Genomic DNA, 21,768 nt, shown 5'->3' with positions numbered 1-21,768 from the left:
CCTCCGCTGTGTTTGTTGACCGCCCGACTGGGCCCTCGCCGGTCGATGCAACTGTCGCGGTGAGCGCAGTTGAAGTCAAGGGTGAAACCCTGAACGACGAAGAGCCCGCCCGGCACATTGGCCGAACGGGCTCTAGGTCAACGCGGTGGTGCCGGCGACTACGGGTTCGTCGTGCTCAACGTGAACGTGAGCGTCTTGCTGTACGTGCCCGTGCGCAGCGGGTCCTTGTCGCCGATCGCCTGCTTGAAGGTCACGGTGACCTTCTCGTTGGACGTCGGGGCGGACCACGTCTTGATGGTGCCGAGGCCCTGGAGCGGCTTCGCCAGCGCGAACGTGCCGTTGACCAGGTAGCCCGTGTTGGTCGGGCTCGGGTCGGCGACCGAGAGGGCCGCGTCACCGGCGGTCGAGATGACCGTCGCCTCGGTGGTCGCCGTGTACTCCTTGGCGACGCCTGGGGTGAACGCGCCGAACGTGGCCGGCGTGCCCAGCGTCAGGGCCAGCGTCGCCGGCACGGTGCCGCCGACGGGGCCGTCGACGGTCTCGCCGACCGAGACGGTCTTGGACTGCACCGCGGACTGGTTGCCCTTGATGTCGACCGCGAACCACTTGACCGTGTGCTTGCCGGGCGTGCTGAGCGTCAGCACCTCGCCGACGCTGCGGGCGCGCTGGCTGTTGTACTTCGTCGAGGACAGCGTCGGGGTCGAGCCGTCGGTCGTGTAGTGGATGACCGCCGCCTCGTCGAGCCAGTTGAACGTGTAGTTCACCGGCGCGCCCGACGTCTTGTCGGCCGAGACCTCGATCGCCGTGGTGGGCGCCGTGACGTCCTTGCCGTAGTCGTAAGCCGACTCGACCAGGCCGAAGTTGCCGGCCGCGAACTCGAGCGCCTCGTCACGACCCTCGTTCACGAGCGAGCCGTTCTGCGGGCAGGCGCCCTGGTTGCCGCCCGTGCCGACCGCGCCGAAGCACGGCTGGAAGCCGACGGTCGTCGGCTGGATGCCGGTGGTGGTGTTCAGCATCCGGTCAGCGCCGGTCTCGAACGAGTAGGCGATGATGCCCTTGCGGTAATAGCCGTCGTCGGCGGAGTTGCCGGCGGCGGAGTAGAGCACGTCGGCGATCGGGCCGGTGCGCTGCGGGAGGATCACGGTGCCGCGCGAGTCCTTGATGCGGCGCAGGATCTTCTCGCCGGCCTCGAAGAAGTACTTCTCGATGCCGATGTTCGGCGCGGGAGTCGTGGTGCGCATCCCGTCGTTCTTGTAGGCGCCCGGCGCCCACATGAAGTACCCACCGTACGAGTGGATGTTGTTCATGAACTTGATGTTCGGGAAGTGATCGACGACCCAGCCTTCGTTGCGCGTCTCCGGCTCGGAGTACTCGCTGGGACCGGCGTAGGTCTCGTTGGTGCAGTCCTCGGACGCACCCGCGTACCCGTCGAACAGCGAGTACTCGCCGCTGTTGCGGTTCATGTCGACGCCCCACACGTTGCGCTGCGAGATGTCCGACGGACCGTAGATCGGGTCACAACGGTTCGCGAGCGTCTTGCGCTGGACGTTGGAGTCGTACATCGAGTAGTGCGCGCCGTCCGGGTTGGAGTTCGGCGAGATGAACACCTCGACGTTGTCCAGCAGCTGCTTGGTCTGTGGGTCGGTCGCGTAGTTCTCGACGAGCTCGTGCGCCGTCTGCACGCAGGTGAGGCCCGTGGCCCACTCGCGCGCGTGCTGCTGGCAGAACAGGAAGACGCCCGGCTTGCTGCCGTCGCGCTTGGTGCCGATGCGGTACAGGTGCTGCTGGAACGGGCCGCGGGCGACGCTCGCGGGCGCGTTCAGGAAGTCGTCCAGGTTGACCTTCGCGCGCGGCTGGACGATGCCGGCCCCGCGGTCACCGCGGAACGTCGCGGCGGTCACGAGCGCGGACGCCTTCTCGTTGATCGCGGCGACGACCTGCCCGGCCGTCGACGTGAGGGCGCCGTCGGCGCCGGTCGCGAGGGAGACCGAGATGAGCTTGTCGGTCACGGTGACGCCGAGCGGCGAGTTGGCGGCGCCCGGGTTCAGGAACTCGGCCTGGACCTGGTCCCCACCCTGATGGCCCCAGTCCTTGGACGTGAGCGTGACCGTCTGCGTCCACGGGCCCGTGACTTCCTGGACCCTGTACGAGAAGTCGCCGAGCTCGCCCTGGTAGCCGGAGACCTCGAACGTGTAGGTGCCGGAGATGCGCGGCGTCTGGGTCAGGACCTCCGGGCTGGTGCCGGTGTCGATCGTCTGCAGCGTCTTGCCGGACGGGTCCTTGAGGGCGATGACGAGATCGGTCGAGCGGGCCGGGATGCCGTCCACGGTCGCGCGGATCGTCTGACCCTGGATCGCGTTGAACGGGATCTTGACGACCGGCTGCGCCGCCGTCATCTCCGACACGGGGATCTCCGCCAGCGTCGCGCCGAGGGTGGCGGCCGGAGCCGACGTGATGGCGACTGTGCCGTTCATGTTGGCCATCGACTTGCGCTGGTAGCCCGACGACAGCTCGGGCATGTTCTCGACCGACACCAGCTCGGGATGGGCCGCCGCGAGGGCGTCCAGGTCCGCGCGGTTCTCGGTCGGATCCATGTAGTGCGTGAAGAACGGCTGGTTCTTGAAGCCGGCGACGTGCGGCGGGAGGTCCTTGCCGAGCCACTCCGTGACCGGGAAGGTCTCGACGCTCGCGGCCGCGCCACCCGTGGTCGCCGTGGTGGCAACGCGCACGGTCTTGATGTCCGCGGGGGCGTTGGCGGGCAGGCGGAACAGCTGCCGGTGGTACATGTACGTCACCGGCGTCGTGTCGGTGTCGTTGAAGCGGCTGATGTTCTGGGCGGGGACGTAGACGCCGTCGGCGCCCGCGTACGACAGGGCGAGCGTCGGGCCGGTGGCCGAGCCGTTGGCCGCGAAGCCGGTCGACTTGTTGAACGCCTCGACGTAGAGGAAGCGCGCCGTGGTCGTGGCACCCGACGGGCCGACGATGTCGGTGAAGGTGTTCGCGCGCTGGATGACGGTGTCACCGGGGACCGCGACGACCGAGCGGCCCTCGAACTTGGTGCCCTTCAGGCCCTGTTCGGCGACGGTCTTGGCGAGCGCCTCCTGGTCCAGGATCTCCTGGCGCTCCTTCATCCGCTGCTTGCCGGTGTTGGAGTCCTCGATCGTGGCGCCGATCGTGTAGCCCTTGCCCTTGAGCGCGGCCTCTTCGTCGGCGGTCGCGAACACGTTCAGCGTGATCGTGCCGTCGTCGTTGACGCGCTTGTACTCGGCGGCGTCGAACTTCGTCGTGACCGAGTCGACGGCCGTCTGCGAATCGACCGTGACCTCGAGCAGCTTCTGGAACGGGGCGCCGTCGTCGGCCGCGAACGCCGACTGGCCTCCCGCCAGCAACAGCGCCGATGCCGCGAACGCGGCAAGCGCAGTCTTCCCAACCATGGGCAGAACCCTCCGTATGTAGACCCTGTCCCCCGTGCAACCGGTGGAACTCCGACGGGTATCTGACCAGAAACCGGGGGTTCTCGCCAGGTCCGGCCGTGGAGATCACTCCACGACCGGACCAATGGCTAGGCGGTGACTACGGGTTCGTCGTGCTCAGCGTGAACGTGAGCGTCTTGCTGTACGTGCCCGTGCGCAACGCGTCGTTCGCGTTGATCTGCTGCTTGAAGGTGACCGGCACCTTCTCGTTGGACGTCGGGCCGGTCCACGTCTTGACGACGCCGAGGCCCTGCAGCGGCTGGGGCAGCGCGAACGCGCCGTTGACCAGCTTGCCGGTGTTGGTCGGGCTCGGGTCGGCGACCGTCAGGGTCGCGTCACCGGCCGTGGACGTCACGGTGGCCTCCGTCGTCGCCGTGTACTCACGCGCGACGCCCGGGATGAACGCCGGGAACGTGGCCGGGGTGCCGAGCGTGAGCGACAGCGTGGCCGGCACGGTGCCGCCGACGGTGCCCGTCTCCTCGCTGGCGCCGACCAGGACGCGCTTGGTCTGGACGGCGGACTGGTTGCCCTTGATGTCCACGGCGAACCACTTGATCTCGGTCGCGCCGAGCTTGGTGATCGTCAGCACCTCGCCGATCGAGCGTGCGCGCTGGCTGTTGTACGTCGTCGACGCCAGGGTCGGCGTCGAGCCGTCGGTCGTGTAGTAGATGACCGCGGCCTCGGTGTCCCAGTTGAACTTGAAGTGCACCGGGAACGTGCCCTCGTCGGCCGACACCTCGACCGAGGTCTTCGGCGGCGTCGTGTCCATCGCGTAGTCGTACGCGGACTCGACCATGCCGAAGTTGCCGGAGGCGAACTCCATGGCCTGGTCGCGGCCCTCGTTGAGCAGCACCGGCCAGTTGTCGCAGATCGGGTGGCCGAACTGGACGTTGGCCCCACCGTAGGTGCCCGGGCCGGCGAAGCACGGCTGGAAGCCGGTCGGGATCTGGTCCGTGCCGCTCGTGGTCGAGATGAAGCGATCGGCCCCGGTCTCGAAGGAGTAGCTGATGATGCCCTTGCGGTACCACTGGTCGTCCGCCGAGTTGCCGGCCGCCGAGTAGAGCACGTCGGCGATCGGGCCGGTGCGCTCCGGCAGGATCACCGTGTTGCGGTGCTCCTTGATGCGCGCGAGGATCTTCTCGCCGGCCTCGAAGAAGTACTTCTCGATGCCGATGTTCGGCGCCGGAGCGGTGGTGCGCTTGCCGTCGTCCTTGTAGGCGCCCGGCGCCCACATGAAGTAGCCGCCGAAGGAGTGGATGTTGTTCGCGAACTTGATGTTCGGGAACGTGTCCGCGACCCACTTCTCGTTCTTGATCTCGGGCTCGGAGTACTCGCCCGGGCCGGAGTACACGTCGCTGGTGCAGCTCGGCGACGCGCCGAAGTAGCCGTCGACCGGCGAGTACTCGCCGTTGTTGCGGTTGAGGTCCACGCCCCAGGCGTTGCGGGCGGCCGGGTCGCCGACCCCGAGGGATGGCGCGCAGTGGTTGGTCATGTTGCGGCGCTGTGCCGCGAAGTCGTACATCGAGTAGTGGCCGCCGTCCGGGTTGACGTTCGGCAGCACGAAGACCTCGACCTGGTCCAGCAGCTTCTTCGTGTCGGGGTCGGTCGCGTAGTTGCGGACGAGCCGCTCGGCGGTCTCGACGCAGCTCAGGCCGGTGGTCCACTCGCGCGCGTGCTGCTGGCAGTAGAGGAACACTCCGACCTTGGAGCCGTCACGGACGGAGCCGATCCGGTACACGCGCTGCTGGAACGGGCCGCGCGCGACGTGCGCGGGCGCGTTCAGGAAGTCGTCCAGGTTGACCTTCGCCCGCGGCTGCACGATGGCGGCGCCGGCGTTGTTGCGGAACGTGGTGGCCGTGACGAGCGCCGAGGCGCCCGGGCTGGCGTTGATCGCGGCGACGACCTGCGCGGCCGTGCTCGTGGCTGCGCCCGAGGCGTTGGTCGCGAGGTTGACGACGATGTCCTTGCCGGTCACGGTGACCGACAGCGGCGCGTTGCCGGTGCCCGGGTTCTTGACTTCCGCCGTGACCTGGTCGCCGCCCTGGTGGCCCCAGTCCTTGGTGGTCAGGACAACCGCGCCGGCCGAAGCCTCGGCGCCCGAGACCTGGACGGGCTGGACCTTGAACGTGAAGTCGCCGAGGTCACCCTCGTAGCCGGAGACCTCGAACGTGTACGTGCCGGTCGTGGGCAGGTTCAGGTTGGTGATGAACTCCGGGCTCGTGCCGGTGTCGATCGGGCCGCCGATGACGGCGCCGGTCGGGCTCTTGAGCGTGAAGATGAAGTCCGTCGAGCCGCCGGGGATGCCGTCCACGGTCGCAAAGATCCGCTGGCCGGCGGTGCCGTTGAACGGGATCGAGGCGACCGGCGCCGCCGCCGTGATCTCGCCCGTGGACTCGACGATCGGGGCGCCGTAGACGGCCGGCGGAGCGACGCCGATGCCCGACGTGCCGGACAGGATCGCCTGCGACTTGCGCTGGTAGCCGTTCGTCAGGTTCGGCAGGTTGACCGGCGTGACCAGGTTCGGGAAGCTGGCCGCCAGCGCGTCCAGCTGGGCGCGGTTCTCGGTCGGGTCCTGGTAGCGGCTGAAGAAGCCCTGCTGGTAGCCCGCGACGTGCGGCGGCAGCGTGGTGCCGAGCCACTCCGTGACCTTGAAGGTGTCGACGGAGCCCGTGCTTGCGGCCACGCGGACCGTCATCTGCGAAGCCGGGATGCTCGCCGCGGCGCCCGTCAGGCGGATGAGCTGACGGTTGTACATGTACTCGTCCGGCGTCGGGTCGGTGTCGATGAAGCGCGGCATCGCCGTGGCGGCCGGGACGAAGACGCCGTCGGCGCCCGCGTACGCGACCTGAAGCGTCGGGCCCGTGAACTGGGTGTTGCTGCCGGCGACGCGCTTGATGGCCTTGTTGTGCGCCTCGACGTAGAGGAACGTGCCGGCGTAGTTCGTGAACTTGTTCGCGCGCTGGATGACCGTCTCGCCGGGCACCGCGACCGCGGACCGGCTCTTGGGCACGCCGTCGGCGGCGTAGTCGCGGGTGCGGCTGTCGAGCTCGCGCTGGGCATCGCGCGCCGCGGCGATCGCGGCACGGTGCGCCGGGGTCTCGATCGTGCGGCCGAGCTTGAAGCCGCGCTTCTTCAGCTCGCCGATCTCCTGCGGAACGGCGTCGATCGCAACGACGATGTCGCTCGCGGTCTCCACGCGCTTGTACTCGGCGAGGTCGAAGCCGTCGGCCACGAGCGCGTCGATGTCCGACTCGCTGCCGACGTGGACCTCGATCAGCGATGAGTCGGCATCCGGGAAGTCGTTGTCGGCGTACGCCAGACCTCCTCCCGAAAACAGCAGTGCTGAGGCCGCGAACGCCACCAGCGATGTTCTCCCGAGCATGGGCGGAACCCTCCGTGTGTGGAACCCAAACGGTGAACCCCCACCCCTCAAGCCGGGAGCTCACCCCTCCTCAAAGGCTCATTCTGCATCCATCGCGCGGTCATGTCTACGCCCATCGGCGAGATTCGCGCTCAGAACTCGTGTTTTCTGATGACGTTGTTGACCAGTGCGACGGCCGCGAGCCGTGCGCGCTTCTGATTCTGTGGAAGGTCGTCGAGTCCAAACCGCTCGAAAATGGCGCGCAGGTGCGCCTTGACCGCGTCGACGCTCAGGTGCACCTCGGCCGCGATGTCCTTGTTCGTCGCCGGTGTCGCGTACGCCGAAGCCTGCAGCGGCCGGCAGAGCGCGATCAGGATCCTGCGCTGCGTCTCGGTCAGGGCCACCGTCCGCTCGACCGTGATCGCGGCCGTGCTGTCGGCGACGTCGCGGGGCGCGCGGAAGACGATCGGCGTGTCCCCGACCACCACGCGGTCGCCGTCGCGCAGCCGTCGCCTGCCGTTGACACGCTCGCCGTTGACGAACGTCCCGTTGCGCGAGAGCCCGTCGTCGACCACCGTCCAGTCCGGGCCGATGGGCTCGAGCTGCGCGTGCAGGCGGCTGACCTCGCCGTCCCACGCCAGCGCGACGTCACGCTCGGGACGGCGGCCGATCGTGGTCGCGCCGTCGAGCGTGTGCACGTGCTCGGTGCCCGTGGCGTCGCGATAGAGCAGGAACGGTGCGCCCGCGCGCTCGGCCTCCAGACGGGCTTTGACCTCCTGCGGCGTGGACACGCCCAGAGCGTACGGACGAGACGGGGCCCGCGCGCGTGGCGCGGGCCCCGTGGCCCGGTTCCTACGGGTTGTTCGTGCTCAGCGTGAAGGTGAGCGTCTTGCTGTAGGTGCCCGTGCGGAGGGCGTCGGTCGCGGCGATCGCCTGCTTGAAGGTGACCGGCACCTTCTCCGACGAGGTCGGACCGGTCCACGTCTTGACCGTGCCGAGGCCCTGCAGCGACTGCGGCAGCGCGAACGCGCCGTTGACCAGCTTGCCGGTGTTCGTCGCGCTCGGGTCGGCGACCGTCAGGGTCGCGTCACCGGCCGTCGAGGTCACCGTCGCCTCGGTCGTCGCCGTGTACTCACGCGCGACGCCCGGGACGAACGGCGCGAAGGACGCCGGAGCGCCCAGCGTCAGCGCCAGCGTGGCCGGCACCGAACCGCCGACCGTGCCGTCCGCGTCGTCGGCCGCGACCAGCAGGCGCTGGGACTTGACCGGCGAGACGTTGCCCTTCATGTCCTTCGCGATCCACTTGACCGTGTAGGCGCCGGGCGCGGAGAACGTCAGCACCTGGCCGGGACGGCGGATGCCCTGGGACTCGTACGTCGGCGAGCTGGTCGTCGGCGTCGAGCCGTCTGTCGTGTAGTGGATCACGGCCGCCTCGCCGCCCCACTTGAACCGGTAGTTGATCGCCTCACCCGACGTCTGCGCCGCCGAGAACTCGATGCTCACGTCCGGCGCGGTCACGTCCTGCGAGTACTCCAGGGCGCCCTGGAGCAGGCCGTAGTTGCCGTCCGCGAACTCCTGCGTCGACAGGCGACCCTCGTTGACCATCAGCGGGTCGGGATTGCTGGCCGTGCCGCACTGCAGCGAGGTGCTGGTGTTCGTGCCACCGTGCGTGCCCGGGCCGCCGAAGCACGGCTGGAAGCCGACGTCACGGCGCGAGATCGCGCCGGTGGTCGGGTTGACCGTCATGCGCTGCGCGCCGGCCTCGAACGAGTAGGAGATGATCCCCTTGCGGTAGTACTGGTCGTCGGCGGAGTTGCCGGCGGCCGAGTACAGCACCTCGGAGATCGGGCCCGTGCGCTCCGGCAGCAGCACCGTGTCGCGCGAGTCCGCGATGTGCGACAGGATCGTCTCGGACACCTGGAAGAAGTACTGCTCGACGCCGATGTTCACCGACGGCAGCGGCTCGCGCGTGCCCGGCTTGTAGGCGCCCGGCGCCCACATGAAGTAGCCGCCGTGCGTGTGGATGTTGATCGCGAACTTGATCTTCGGGAACGTGTCCGCCACCCACAGCTCGTTCTTCATCTCGGGCTCGGAGCCCTCGAACGGACCGGCGAACGTGTCGCTGGTGCAGGCGCTGATCGACGACGGGACGGACGGGTTGATCATGTCGGCGCCGTCGTAGCCGTCGAAGACCGAGCCGATCGTCGCGTTGCGGTTGAGGTCGACGCCCCAGTTGTTGCGGTTGTTGACGTTGCCGACGGACGACCCCAGCGGGCAGTAGTTGGCCATGTTGCGGCGCTTGGAGTTGAAGTCGTACATCGAGTAGTGCGCGCCGTCCGGGTTGGCCGACGGGAGGATGAAGATGTCCAGGTTGTCGACGTAGGACTTGGTGGTCGGGTCGGTCGCGTAGTTCTTGATCAGGCGCTCGGCGGTCTCGAGGCACGTGATCGGCGTGACCCACTCACGCGCGTGCTGCTGGCAGTAGATGTAGACGCCGACCTTCGAGCCGTCGCGCTGCTTGCCGATGCGCAGGATGCGCTGCTCGAACGGGCCGCGCTTGACGTGCGCCGGAGCGGCCAGGAAGTCCGACAGCGTCACGCGCGCGCGAGCCGGGGCGATGCCCGCGCCGGCGTTGCCCGAGTAGGTGTAGGCGGTGACGAGCGCGCTCGCGGCCGGTGACGCGTTGATCGCGTCACGCACCTGCGCGGCCGTCGAGGCCAGCGCGCCCGTGGCGTTGGTCCCCAGGTTCACCGTGATGTTCTTGCCGTCGACGGTCACACCCAGCGGAGCGTCCGCCGTGGTCGGGGCCACGAACTCGGCCGTGATCTCGTTGCCGCCAAGGTGACCCATCGCCTTCGAGAACAGCTGCACCGCGGAGCCCTGGGCCGCCGTGCCGCTCGGCGCGTTGCCCGGGGCGGTCGTGCCCGCGAGCATCGCCATCGCCTGACGCTGGTAGCCCGGAGTCTTGTGCGGCAGCGGGACCATCTCGGCGATGTCCGAGTTGTTCGCGACCAGCGCGTCGATCCGCTCGTAGACCTCGGTCGGGTCCATGTACTTGGTGATGAAGTCCTTCTGGAAGCTGGCCACGCGCGGCGGGATCGCGCTGCCGGCCCACTGCGTCACGCCGCCCGAGTCGGTCGAGCCCGTGGCCGCGGCGACGCGGACCTGCAGGTCGGCGGTCGGGACGTCGGCGTGGGCGCCGCGCAGCGCGACGAGGTACCGGTGGTAGAGGTACTTGCCCTCGTCGGCGAAGCGGGTGCCGTTGACCGGGGTCGTGAACTGGCCGTCAGGGCCGGCGTACGACAGCTGCAGCGCCGGGCCGCCCGTGTTGTTGGGCTCGTGCGCCTTGTTGTGCGCCTCGACGTACAGGAAACGACCGGCGTAGTTCGTGAAGGTGTACGCGCGGATCAGCACGGTCTCGCCGACGGGCGGGACCATGCCGCGCGCCTTGGCCTTCGCGGCGCCCTTCTCGGCGAACTCGGCCGCCAGGGCCTCGCTCTTGGTCGTGGCCGCGATCTCGGCCTTGCGGGCCTCGAGCGTGCCTTTGTCCTCGATGACCGCGCCGATGGTGAAGCCGCGGGCACGCAGGACGCCCTCCTCGGCGGGCGTCAGGTAGACCGCCGCCTCGGTGTGATCGCCGACGTAGCCGACGTCGTGCGTCGACTCGAGCTCGTGGATGGCCTCCTCACTCGGGTGAGTGACCTTGATCAGACGACGCTCTGTGTCGTCGGCGTACGCGGCAGACCCCGCGCCGAGCATGATGGCGGTACCGAGCAATGTCGCTCGGGCCAGCCGCACAACCCCTCTTCCAGTCACCTGGTCGAACCCTCCGTTCGAAATGACCTCGAAGGCCGTCGTCCACTGACGGCCAGTCGACCAATATGAGCAGAAAGTGAGGGGAAAGGGAGGGCACGCGGGCGTGGAGTTGCCTCCACGCCCGCAAACCCACGACCTACGGGGAGGTCGTACTTAGCGTGAAGGTCAGCACCTTCGAGTACGAACCGGTGCGCAGCGCGTCGGTCCTGCCGATCGTCTGCTTGAAGGTCACCGGGACCTTCTCGTTCGACGTCGGTGCCGTCCACGTCTTGACCACGCCGAGGCCCTGCAGCGGCTGCGGCAGCGCGAAGGTGCCGTTGACCAGCCGGCCCGGGTTGACCGCGTCCGGGTCGGCGACCGTGAGGGTCGCGTCACCGGCCGTGGAGAGGACCGTCGCCTCGGTCGTCGCCGTGTACTCCTTGTCGACGCCCGGCGTGAACGCGCCGAACGCCGCCGGCGTGCCCAGCGTCAGGGCGAGGGTCGCCGGCACCGAGCCGCCGACCGTGCCCTGCTCGCCGACCTGCAGCCGCTGCGTCTGCACCGCCGACTGGTTGCCCTTGATGTCCGTGGCGAACCACTTGACCTCGGTGACCCCGGGCTTGGTGACCGTGAGCAGCTCACCGAGCCCGCGCGGGCGCTCGGCGTTGTAGGTCGGCGAGGCCAGCGTCGGCGTCGAGCCGTCGGTCGTGTAGCGGATGACCGCGGCCTCGTCGTCCCAGTTGAACTTGAACGTGATCGGCGCGCTGTCGGACTGGGCGGCCGAGTACTCGATCGAGGTCTTCGGCGCCGTCGTGTCCTGCGCGTAGTCGTACGCGGCCTCGATCATCCCGTAGTTGCCCGAGGCGAACTCCATCGCCTGGTCACGGCCCTCGTAGGCGAGCCGCGGGTCGGCGCTGCCGGTCGCCTCGGCGAACGGCGGCTGGAAGCCCGTCTGGATCTGCACCGTGCCGGTCTCGGTCGAGATGAACTTGTCGGCACCGGTCTCGAAGCCGTAGCCGATGATGCCCTTGCGGTACCAGTGGTCGTCGGCTGAGGAGCCGGCGCCGGAGTAGATCACGTCCGCGATCGGGCCCGTGCGCTGCGGCAGGATGACCGTGCCGCGGTGCTCCTTGATGCGGCCGAGGATCTTCTCGCCCGCCTGGAAGAAGTACTTCTCGACGCCGATGTTGGGCGCCGGCGAGAGCGTGCGCTTGCCGTCGTCCATGTACGCGCCCGGGGACCACATGAAGTAGCCGCCGAACGAGTGCATGTTGGACGCGAACTTGATGTTTGGGTACGTGTCCGCGATCCACATGTCGTTCTTGGTCTCGGGCTCGGACGCCTCACCCGGACCGGAGAAGCTGTCGACCGTGCAGTCGGCGGACGCGCCGACCCAGGGGCCGTCGAAGCGGGTGTACTCGGTGTAGTTGCGGTTGAGGTCCACGCCCCACTGGTTGCGCCCGACCGGGTCCGTGAACTGGCAGTAGTTGGTCATGTTGCGCCGCTGGGACGCGAAGTCGTACATCGACAGGTGGCCGCCGTCGGGGTTGCCGTTGGCGTGGATGAACACCTCCACGTTGTCGAGCAGCTTCTTGGTCTCCGGGTCCGTCGCGTAGTTGCGCGCGAGCCGCTCGGCGGTCTCCACGCACGTGAGGCCGGTCGTCCACTCGCGGGCGTGCGTCTGGCAGGTGAAGAACACGCCGACCTTGGTGCCGTCGCGGTGCGCGCCGATCCGGTAGACGCGCTGCTGGAACGGGCCGCGCTGGACGTGCGCGGGTGCGTTCAGGTAGTCCTTCATCAGCGTCTTGGCGGTCGGCTGCGCGACGCCCTGGCCCGCGTTGGCGCGGAAGGTCGAGGCCGTGACGAGCGCGCTCGCCGGCGCGCTGGCGTTGAGGGCCGCGACCACGTCGGCGGTCTTGCTCGCCGGTGCGCCCGCCACGTCTCCGGCGAGGTTGACGACGATGTCAGAGCCCGTGACGGCGACCGACAGCGGCGCGTCCGGCGCGGTCGGCGCCTTGAGCTCGACGGACACGCTGTTGCCGCCCTCGTGGCCCCAGGCCTTCGTGTTGATCACGAGCGCCTGCGTCGCGCGGATGGCCGCGGTCTGCGTGGTGTCCGTGCCGACGTTGCCGAGGCTGCCGGTGCCCGAGACCTGGTCGGCGTACGGCGTCTTGAGGCCGACGATGCCCATCGCCTTGCGCTGGTAGCCGTTGCTCAGGTGCGGCAGGTTGACCGCGGTGATCAGGTTCGGGAACTCCGCCGCGAGCCGGTCCAGCTGCGCGCGGTTCTCCGTCGGGTCCTGGTAGCGGTTGAAGAAGCCCTGCTGGTAGCCCGCGACGTGCGGCGGCAGGGTGCCGCCCGGCCAGCTCTTCACCTTGCTCGTGTCCACGGCGCCGGAGCTGGAGGCGACGCGCACGGTCAGCTCGTCCACCGGGATCTGCGCCGCCGGACCCGTCAGGCGGACGAGCTGGCGGTGGAACATGTAGGTGTCCGGCGTGGTCGTGCCGTCGGTGTAGCGCGGGACGTCCGTCGCCACACTCCAGACGCCGTCGGCGCCCGCGTACGACAGCGCCTGCGAAGGCCCGCTGAACGACGTCGGACCGGTCGACACCGTCGCCTTGTTGAACGCCTCCACGTACAGGAACGTGCCGGCGTAGTTCGTGAACCGGTCGGCGCGCTGGATCACCGTCTCGCCGCGCGGCGCGACCGCCGCCCGGCTCTTGGGCACGCCGCTCTCGGCCCACGCCGACGCGCGTTCGTCCGCCTCGCGCTGGACGTCGCGCGCCTCGGCGACGGACGCGCGGGTGCCGGCGTCCTCGATCGTGGCGCCGATCCGCAGGCCCATCGCGCGGAGCTCGGCCCGTTCGGCGGGGGTCGCGTCGACGGCGATCATGATCGTCCCGTCGGCTTCGACGTTCTTGTACTCCGCGACGTCGAACTGCTCGGTGAGCGCCGCGATCGCGGCCTCGTTCGGAACGAACACCTGCACGAGCGCGGCGTCCGCGCCGGGCAGGTCGTCGCTCGCATAGGCGGGCGCGGATGCGCCGAGCGCGAGCAGCGCCGCGGCGATGGCTGTGATCTTCAAGGTCCCCTCCGTCTGCGTTGAGACGGCAATGAGAACACGCGCGGCGCCCCAGAAACAAGAAGGGCCCGCCGAAGCGGGCCCTTCGTACTACTTCACAGCTAAGACCTACTTGTCGCCGTCGAGGTCAGCGCCGATGTCGTCGAACGAGCCGCCCGCGGGACCGAAGCCCGCGTTGATCTCGTCCAGCTCGGTCGTGTCGAACGCCGGCCCGAAGCCCTGCAGGCCCTCGCCGTCGTCCAGGCCCAGCTCGGCGGCGAGGTCGTCGCCGTCCAGCAGGCCCACGTCGTCGATGCCGCGGGGCAGCGGCTCCGACGGCTCGATCTCGATCGAGCGGTAGCGCTTGAGGCCCGTCGCCGCCGGGATCAGCTTGCCGATGATCACGTTCTCCTTCAGGCCCGCGAGACGGTCGATCTTGCCCTCGAGGGCAGCGTCCGTCAGGACCTTCGTCGTCTCCTGGAAGGAGGCGGCCGAGAGGAAGGAATCCGTGGCCAGGGAGGCCTTGGTGATGCCGAGGATGATCTCGGCGTGCACGGCCGGCTCGCCGCCGGACGCCATCACCTTCTCGTTGATCTTGCGGAACTCGTGACGGTCCACGAACTGGCCGGGCAGCAGGTCGGAGTCGCCCTTCTGCTCGACGCGGACCTTCTTGAGCATCTGGCGCACGATCAGCTCGATGTGCTTGTCGTGGATGTCCACGCCCTGCGACTTGTAGACCTCCTGGACTTCCTTGACCAGGTAGACCTCGGTGTCCGTGCGGCCGCGGAGCTCGAGCAGCTCGTGCGGGTACAGCGAGCCCTCGTTGAGCTGCTTGCCCGCGTCGATGACCTCGCCCTCGGCGACGTGCAGACGCGTACGGCGCGGGAACGAGTGACGGTGCTCCTCGCCGGCCTCGTCCGTGATGACCACGGTGCGGGCCTTGTCGGTGTCCTCCACCGACACGGTGCCGCCGACCTCGGCGATCTTCGCGAGGCCCTTCGGCTTACGCGCCTCGAACAGCTCGACGATGCGCGGGAGGCCGTGCGTGATGTCCGCGCCGGCGACGCCGCCGGTGTGGAACGTACGCATGGTCAGCTGCGTGCCGGGCTCGCCGATCGACTGGGCGGCGACGATGCCGACCGCGTCGCCGATCATCGCCGTCTGGCCGGTCGCCATCGCGCGGCCGTAGCACTTCTGGCACACGCCGACGGTGGCCTCGCACTTGAGCGTCGAGCGGACCGCGACGGTCGTCGGGGCCGTGCCGTTGCCGGCGATCAGCGCCGCGAACTCCGCGCGGCCGATCTCCTGCCCCTGCGTGAGGATGACGTCCTTGCCGATCTTGACGTCCTTCGCCGCGACGCGGCCCAGGAGCATCTCGTTCGCCTCGCCGTCCGGCTTGTACAGCGGCGACTCGAGGTACTCCTCGGTGCCGCAGTCCTCGATCCGGATGATGACGTCCTGCGCGACGTCGACCAGACGGCGGGTCAGGTACCCGGAGTCGGCCGTACGCAGGGCGGTGTCCGCGAGGCCCTTGCGGGCGCCGTGGGTCGAGGTGAAGTACTCGATGACGTCGAGGCCTTCCATGAAGTTCGCCTTCACGGGGCGCTCGATGATCTCGCCCTTCGGGTTGGCCATCAGGCCACGCATGCCGGCCAGCTGGCGGATCTGCTTGAACGAGCCTCGGGCGCCGGAGCTGGCCATCATGTAGATGGAGTTCAGCTGGTCCGTCGTCTGGATGTGCTCGATCATCGCCTCGGCGACTTCCTCAGTCGCCATGTTCCACTGGTCGGTGACGGCGATGTGCCGCTCCTCCTGCGTGATCAGGCCGTCCTCGTACTGCTCCTGCAGGTCGGCGACCCGCTGCTCGTACTTGGCGAGGATCTCCTGCTTGGACGGCGGCACGACCACGTCGTTCTTGGAGATCGTGATGCCGGCCTGGGTGGCGAAGCGGAAGCCGAGGTCCTTGAACGCGTCGAGGACCTGCGAGATCGCGCCCGCGCCGAAGGCCTGCACCAGGTCGTCCACGAACTGCGTCGTGTCGCGCTTGCGCAGGGACTTGTTGATGTAGACGTACTGCGAGCGATCGAAGTCCTCGCCCATCGTCTCTTCCAGCGCGCGCTCGATCTTGTCGTTGAAGATGATGCGCCCGACGGTGGTGAGGGTGTGCGTGCCCTCGGCCCACTCGGCCCGGTACTGCGCCACGTCGTGCAGCTGCACGATGTTGTGCTCGTACGCCAGCTCGGCCTCCTGGGCGGACCGGAACACGTGCACCTTGGGCTCGTACGTCGCCGGATCGATCTTGATCAGCTCGTCCGTCTCGGGCCCGTACGTGAGGTAGTACGTGCCGAGGATCATGTCCTGGGTCGGCGTGGCCAGCGGAGCGCCATGGGCCGGGGACAGGATGTTGTTGGACGAGAGCATCAGCACGCGCGCCTCGGCCTGGGCCTCGGCGGAGAGCGGGAGATGCACGGCCATCTGGTCGCCGTCGAAGTCCGCGTTGAACGCGTGGCAGACGAGCGGGTGGACCTGAATGGCCTTGCCCTCCACCAGCACCGGCTCGAAGGCCTGGATGCCGAGACGGTGGAGCGTCGGGGCGCGGTTCAGGAGCACCGGGTGCTCGTGGATGACCTCTTCGAGGACGTCCCAGACCTCCGGGATCATCGAGTCGACCATCTTCTTGGCCGCCTTGATGTTCTGGACGGCCTTGCGCTCGACGAGGCGGGCCATGATGAACGGCTTGAACAGCTCGAGCGCCATCAGCTTCGGCAGACCGCACTGGTGCAGGCGCAGCGACGGGCCGGCCACGATGACCGAGCGGCCCGAGTAGTCGACGCGCTTGCCGAGCAGGTTCTGACGGAAGCGACCCTGCTTGCCCTTGAGCATGTCGCTCAGGGACTTCAGGGCACGGTTGCCCGGGCCCGTGACGGGCCGGCCGCGGCGGCCGTTGTCGAACAGCGCGTCGACGGCCTCCTGCAGCATGCGCTTCTCGTTGTTGACGATGATCTCCGGCGCGCCGAGGTCCAGGAGCCGCTTGAGGCGGTTGTTCCGGTTGATGACGCGGCGGTAGAGGTCGTTGAGGTCGGAGGTCGCGAAGCGGCCACCGTCCAGCTGCACCATCGGGCGCAGCTCCGGCGGGATCACCGGGACGGCCTCGAGGATCATCATCTCCGGCTTGTTGCCGGAGTGCAGGAAGGCCGAGACGACCTTCAGGCGCTTGACGGCGCGCTGCTGCTTCTGGCCCTTGGCGGTGCGGACCTGGTCCTCGAGCTCGACACGCTCTTCCTCGAGGTTGACCTGCTCGAGGAGGTCGCGGACCGCCTCGGCGCCCATGCCGCCGCGGAAGTACTCGCCCCAGCCGTACGGCGAGCCGAAGCGCTCCTTGAGCTCACGGAACAGCGTCTCGTCGTTGACGACCTGCTTGGGCGTCATGTCCTGGAAGAGATCCCAGACCTGGCGAAGGCGCTCCATGGCGTCCTCGATGTAGGCCTCGGTGTCGGACCGGTCGGCCTCCAGGGACTTGCGCATGTCCTTGATGTGCTTGGTGCGCTCGTCGTCCTCGAGCTTCTTGACGTCGATGTCAAGGTGCTCGGCCCAGAGGTGGTCCTCGTCGCCGAAGTCCTTCTGCGAGCCGCTGCGGAGGTACTCCTCACGGCGCTCGAGGGACTCGTCGATCTCCTGCAGGCGCAGGTTCTTCTCGGCGGCGTACTCGTCGAGGGACTCGTTGACCTTGCCGGCCAGCTCCTCGAGGTCGGCGCCGCGCGCGTCCTCGTCCACCCACGTGACCATCGAGGCCGCGAAGTACAGGACCTTCTCGAGCTCCTTGGGAGCCATGTCGAGCAGGTAGCCGATGCGCGACGGGACGCCCTTGAAGAACCAGATGTGGCTCACGGGGGCGGCCAGGTCGATGTGGCCCATGCGCTCACGGCGCACCTTGGACCGGGTGACCTCGACGCCGCAGCGCTCGCAGACGATGCCTTTGTAGCGGACGCGCTTGTACTTACCGCAGTAGCACTCCCAGTCCTTGGTCGGACCGAAGATGCGCTCGCAGAAGAGGCCGTCCTTCTCCGGCTTCAGCGTGCGGTAGTTGATCGTCTCGGGCTTCGTGACCTCGCCGGAGCTCCAGCTCCGGATCTGCTTCGAGGACGCGAGACCGATCTCGATGGCGTCAAAGTTGTTGATGTCGATCACTTACTCGGTCTCCTCACCGTCGGTGGCGGCCGCCTCGATGTATCCGGCGTCCGTCGCAGCGTCGTCTGATGTCTGGCCCTCTTCGCCTTCCGAGATCTCGAGCGCTTCGGTCTCGTCGGCGGCCTGGCCGTCGGTGGCGCGCACGCCCGACAAGTCGATGCCGAGCTCCTCTGCCGCGCGCAGCAGGTCGTCGTCCTCGTCGCCCATCTCGGCGCGGGCCCCGTCGTCGGAGACGACGTTCACGTCGAGCGCGAGGGACTGCATCTCCTTCAGGAGCACCTTGAAGGACTCGGGGATCGACGGCTCGGCGATGTTCTCGCCCTTGACGATCGCCTCGTAGGCCTTCACGCGTCCGACCGTGTCGTCGGACTTGATGGTGAGCATCTCCTGGAGCGTGTAGGCGGCGCCGTACGCCTCCAGCGCCCACACCTCCATCTCGCCGAAGCGCTGGCCACCGAACTGCGCCTTGCCGCCCAGCGGCTGCTGGGTGACGAGGGAGTACGGGCCCGTCGAGCGAGCGTGGATCTTGTCGTCCACGAGGTGGTTGAGCTTGAGGATGTACATGTAGCCGACGGTGACCTTCTTCTCGAAGGGCTCACCGCTGCGGCCGTTGTAGAGCTGGAGCTTGCCGGAGGCGCGCTCGCCCGCGCGGGCGTCCTCGTCGATCTCCATGCGGATCGCGCCCTTGTGCTCGCGCTGCCACTGCAGCAGGGCGTGATCGACGTCCGCGACCGTGGCGCCGTCGAAGACGGGCGTGGCCACGTAGACCTTGCCGCGCTCCTTCTCGTCCTTGGTCTTGAACGCCTCGGTGCCGTCGTCGTACCAGCCCTCGGCGGCGGCCCACCCGAGGTGGGTCTCGAGGATCTGGCCGATGTTCATGCGCGAAGGCACGCCCAGCGGGTTCAGGATGACGTCGACCGGCGAGCCGTCCTCGAGGAACGGCATGTCCTCTTCGGGGACGATCTTGGAGATGACGCCCTTGTTGCCGTGACGGCCGGCGAGCTTGTCGCCCTCCTGGATCTTGCGCTTCTTGGCGACGAAGACGCGGACCAGGTCGTTGACGCCCGGCGACAGGTCGTCGCCCGCGGCGCGGGAGAACGTCTTGACGTCGATGACGACGCCGGACGAGCCGTGCGGCACCTTCAGGGAGGTGTCGCGGACCTCGCGGGCCTTCTCCTTGAAGATCGCGCGGATCAGCTTCTCCTCGGCGGTGAGCTCGGTCTCGCCCTTCGGCGTGACCTTGCCGACCAGCAGGTCGCCCGACTGCACCTCGGCGCCGATGCGCACGATGCCGCGGTCGTCGAGGTTGCGGAGCGACTCCTCCGAGCGGTTCGGGATGTCGCGCGTGATCTCTTCGTCACCCAGCTTGGTCGTGCGGGCGTCGACCTCGTACTCCTCGATGTGGAGCGAGGTGAGCTCGTCGTCCTTGACCAGGCGCTGGCTGAGGATGATCGCGTCCTCGAAGTTGTAACCCTCCCAGGACATGAAGGCGACGCGCAGGTTCTTGCCCAGCGCCATCTCGCCCTTGTCCGAGGAAGAGCCGTCGGCGAGCAGCTCGCCTTCCTGCACGACCTGGCCGACCTTGACGAACGGCTTGTGGTGGATGAGCGTGCCCTGGTTCGAGCGCATGAACTTCTGCAGCTCGTACTCGTCGCGGTTGCCGTCCTCGGTGGCGATGACGATCCGCGTCGCGTCGACGAAGTCGATCGTGCCGGCGTTGCGCGCCAGCAGGACGTCGCCCGAGTCGAACGCCGCGCGGCGCTCCATGCCCGTGCCGACCAGCGGCGCGTCGGTCTTGAGCAGCGGCACCGCCTGGCGCTGCATGTTCGAGCCCATGAGCGCGCGGTTGGCGTCGTCGTGCTCGAGGAACGGGATCATCGCCGTGGCGACGGACCAGATCTGCTCCGGGGAGACGTCGATCAGGTCGACCTCGTCCGGCGTGACGTAGACGTACTGACCCGCCTGCGTGCGGCAGAGGATCGAGTCGCGCGTCATGCGGCGGTTCTCGTCCAGCGGCTCGTCGGCCTGGGCGATGAGGCGCTCCTGCTCCTCCGTCGCGTCCAGGTGGACGACCTCGTCGGTGAGCACGCCGTCCTTGACGACCCGGTAGGGCGTCGTCACGAAGCCGTGCTCGGAGATCTGCGCGTAGCTCGAGAGCGAGCCGATCAGGCCGATGTTCGGACCCTCGGGGGTCTCGATCGGGCACATGCGGCCGTAGTGGGTCGGGTGGACGTCGCGAACCTCGATCGGCGCGCGCTCGCGCGTCAGGCCGCCGGCGCCCAGCGCCGACAGGCGGCGGCGGTGCGTCAGGCCCGAGAGCGAGTTGTTCTGGTCCATGAACTGGCTGAGCTGCGAGGAGCCGAAGAACTCCTTGAGCGCGGCCACGACCGGGCGGATGTTGATGATCGTCTGCGGCGTGATCGTGTCCGCGTCCTCGGTGGTGAGGCGCTCACGGACGACGCGCTCCATGCGGTACAGACCGATGCGGAACGCTTCCTGGATCAGCTCGCCGACGGTACGCAGACGGCGGTTGCCGAAGTGCTCGTACTCGTCCAGGTAGTCCTCGACGGCCTCGCGCGGGCGGCTGAGCGCCTCCGCGGCGTAGTCCTTGAGGTCCTCGTCGAGCTCCTCGGAGATGCCGAGGACGTTCGGGAGCTTCACGAGCTCGCGGACGAGGGCGAGGATGTCGTCGTGCGTGAGCGTGCGGACGTCGAGATCGATGTCCAGGCCCAGACGCGAGTTCAGCTTGTAGCGACCCACGCGCGTGAGGTCGTAGCGCTTCGGGTCGAAGAAGAGCTGGTTCAGGAGCGCGCGCGCGTTGTCCACCGACGGCGGCTCGCCCGGACGCTGCTTCTTGAAGAGCTCGATCAGCGCGCCCTCCTCGGAGCGCGTGACCTCGGTGTCCGCGTCGATCGTGTTGCGGATGTAGAGCGAGTCGTTGAAGAGCTTGAGGATCTCTTCGTCGGTGCTGTAGCCCATCGCGCGCAGGAGCACCGTGACCGGCAGCTTGCGCTTGCGGTCGATGCGGACGTAGACGCGGCCCTTCTTGTCGATCTCGAGCTCCAGCCACGAACCGCGGGCCGGCATGAGATTGGCGACGAAGACCTGCTTCTCCGGGTCCTTCGGCTCCATCAGGTACGCGCCCGGGGAGCGGACGAGCTGCGTCACGACGACGCGCTCGGTGCCGTTGATCACGAACGTGCCGCGATCGGTCATCCACGGGAAGTCGCCCATGAAGACGGACTGCTCGCGGATCTCACCGGTCTCGCGATTGATGAAGCCGACCGTGACGGTCAGCGGACGCGCGTAGGTGAGGTCCTTCTCACGGCACTCGTCCAGCGACGCGACCGGGTTGTCGAACGTGAACTCCCCGAACTGCACGGCCAGGTTGCCCGTGTAGTCCTCGATCGGCGAGATGTCGTCGATCGTCTCGCGCAAACCACCGCCTTCTGCATCCACCAGCCAGGCGAAGGACTTCTTCTGGATGTCGATGAGGTTCGGGACATCGACGGACTTGTCGAGACGCGCGAACGTACGTCGCGTGCGGGGAGCATCAACGGAAGCCAAGACGGCGACTCCTCGGGAGGGTCGTAGGGCGAGGGGAAGGCGCACGACGCGTATCGAAGTGATACGGGCGCGACCAACCAAGATAGCACAGGGGGTCATACACCCCCGTGCAAGGGGCGCTCGGCGCTCACGGACCCCGTCCGGCCCGGCTCCCGTATGTGGCGGGAAGGGCAAAAGTGGACGGCTGCGACTATCGGCCGAGTGCCCACAGGATAGCGGCGCACGCAAGCCCCGGCGAGTCTTCTGCGCACCAATTTCCGGTTACCACTTCCGGGGGATGGTGCGGCTACCCGTACCTCCGTAAAGTCCCAGCAGTCCGAACA

At 68.3% G+C, this 21,768-nt stretch carries 7 protein-coding genes; all 7 read right to left on the bottom strand.

From position 1 onward, the window contains the following. Nucleotides 1-158 precede the first annotated feature (158 nt). The 7 genes from OJ997_RS23210 to rpoB all read right to left on the bottom strand — a co-directional run bounded on the left by OJ997_RS23210 (nucleotide 159) and on the right by rpoB (nucleotide 21,445). Nucleotides 159-3,434, bottom strand: a complete 3,276-nt coding sequence (locus tag OJ997_RS23210) for a M14 family metallopeptidase (RefSeq protein ID WP_270027639.1) — start codon at nucleotides 3,432-3,434, stop codon at nucleotides 159-161. A gap of 139 nt (nucleotides 3,435-3,573) precedes the next feature. Then, on the bottom strand, nucleotides 3,574-6,855 hold the full coding sequence (locus OJ997_RS23205) for a M14 family metallopeptidase (protein ID WP_270027638.1): 3,282 nt from the start codon (nucleotides 6,853-6,855) through the stop codon (nucleotides 3,574-3,576). A gap of 131 nt (nucleotides 6,856-6,986) precedes the next feature. Then, on the bottom strand, nucleotides 6,987-7,625 hold the full coding sequence (locus OJ997_RS23200; RefSeq protein WP_270027637.1) for an FHA domain-containing protein: 639 nt from the start codon (nucleotides 7,623-7,625) through the stop codon (nucleotides 6,987-6,989). 61 nt (nucleotides 7,626-7,686) lie between these two features. After that, a complete protein-coding gene (locus tag OJ997_RS23195) occupies nucleotides 7,687-10,611 on the bottom strand; it encodes a M14 family zinc carboxypeptidase (protein WP_270027636.1) in 2,925 nt (974 codons plus the stop codon). A gap of 175 nt (nucleotides 10,612-10,786) precedes the next feature. Next, a complete protein-coding gene (locus OJ997_RS23190) occupies nucleotides 10,787-13,714 on the bottom strand; it encodes a M14 family metallopeptidase (RefSeq protein WP_270027635.1) in 2,928 nt (975 codons plus the stop codon). A 105-nt stretch (nucleotides 13,715-13,819) separates the two neighbouring features. Then, complete coding sequence (locus tag OJ997_RS23185) at nucleotides 13,820-17,878, bottom strand: DNA-directed RNA polymerase subunit beta' (RefSeq protein WP_270027634.1); 4,059 nt, start codon at nucleotides 17,876-17,878, stop codon at nucleotides 13,820-13,822. Then, the gene (gene rpoB / locus OJ997_RS23180; protein ID WP_270027633.1) at nucleotides 17,879-21,445 is read right to left on the bottom strand and encodes a DNA-directed RNA polymerase subunit beta; all 3,567 of its coding nucleotides are present in this window, start codon (nucleotides 21,443-21,445) and stop codon (nucleotides 17,879-17,881) included. Nucleotides 21,446-21,768 lie beyond the last annotated feature (323 nt).

The sequence above is a fragment of the Solirubrobacter phytolaccae genome, from assembly GCF_027587195.1.
Lineage (GTDB): Bacteria > Actinomycetota > Thermoleophilia > Solirubrobacterales > Solirubrobacteraceae > Solirubrobacter > Solirubrobacter phytolaccae.
Note: the sequence above shows the minus strand (reverse complement) of the source record. Positions and strands in the feature narration are given on the sequence as shown.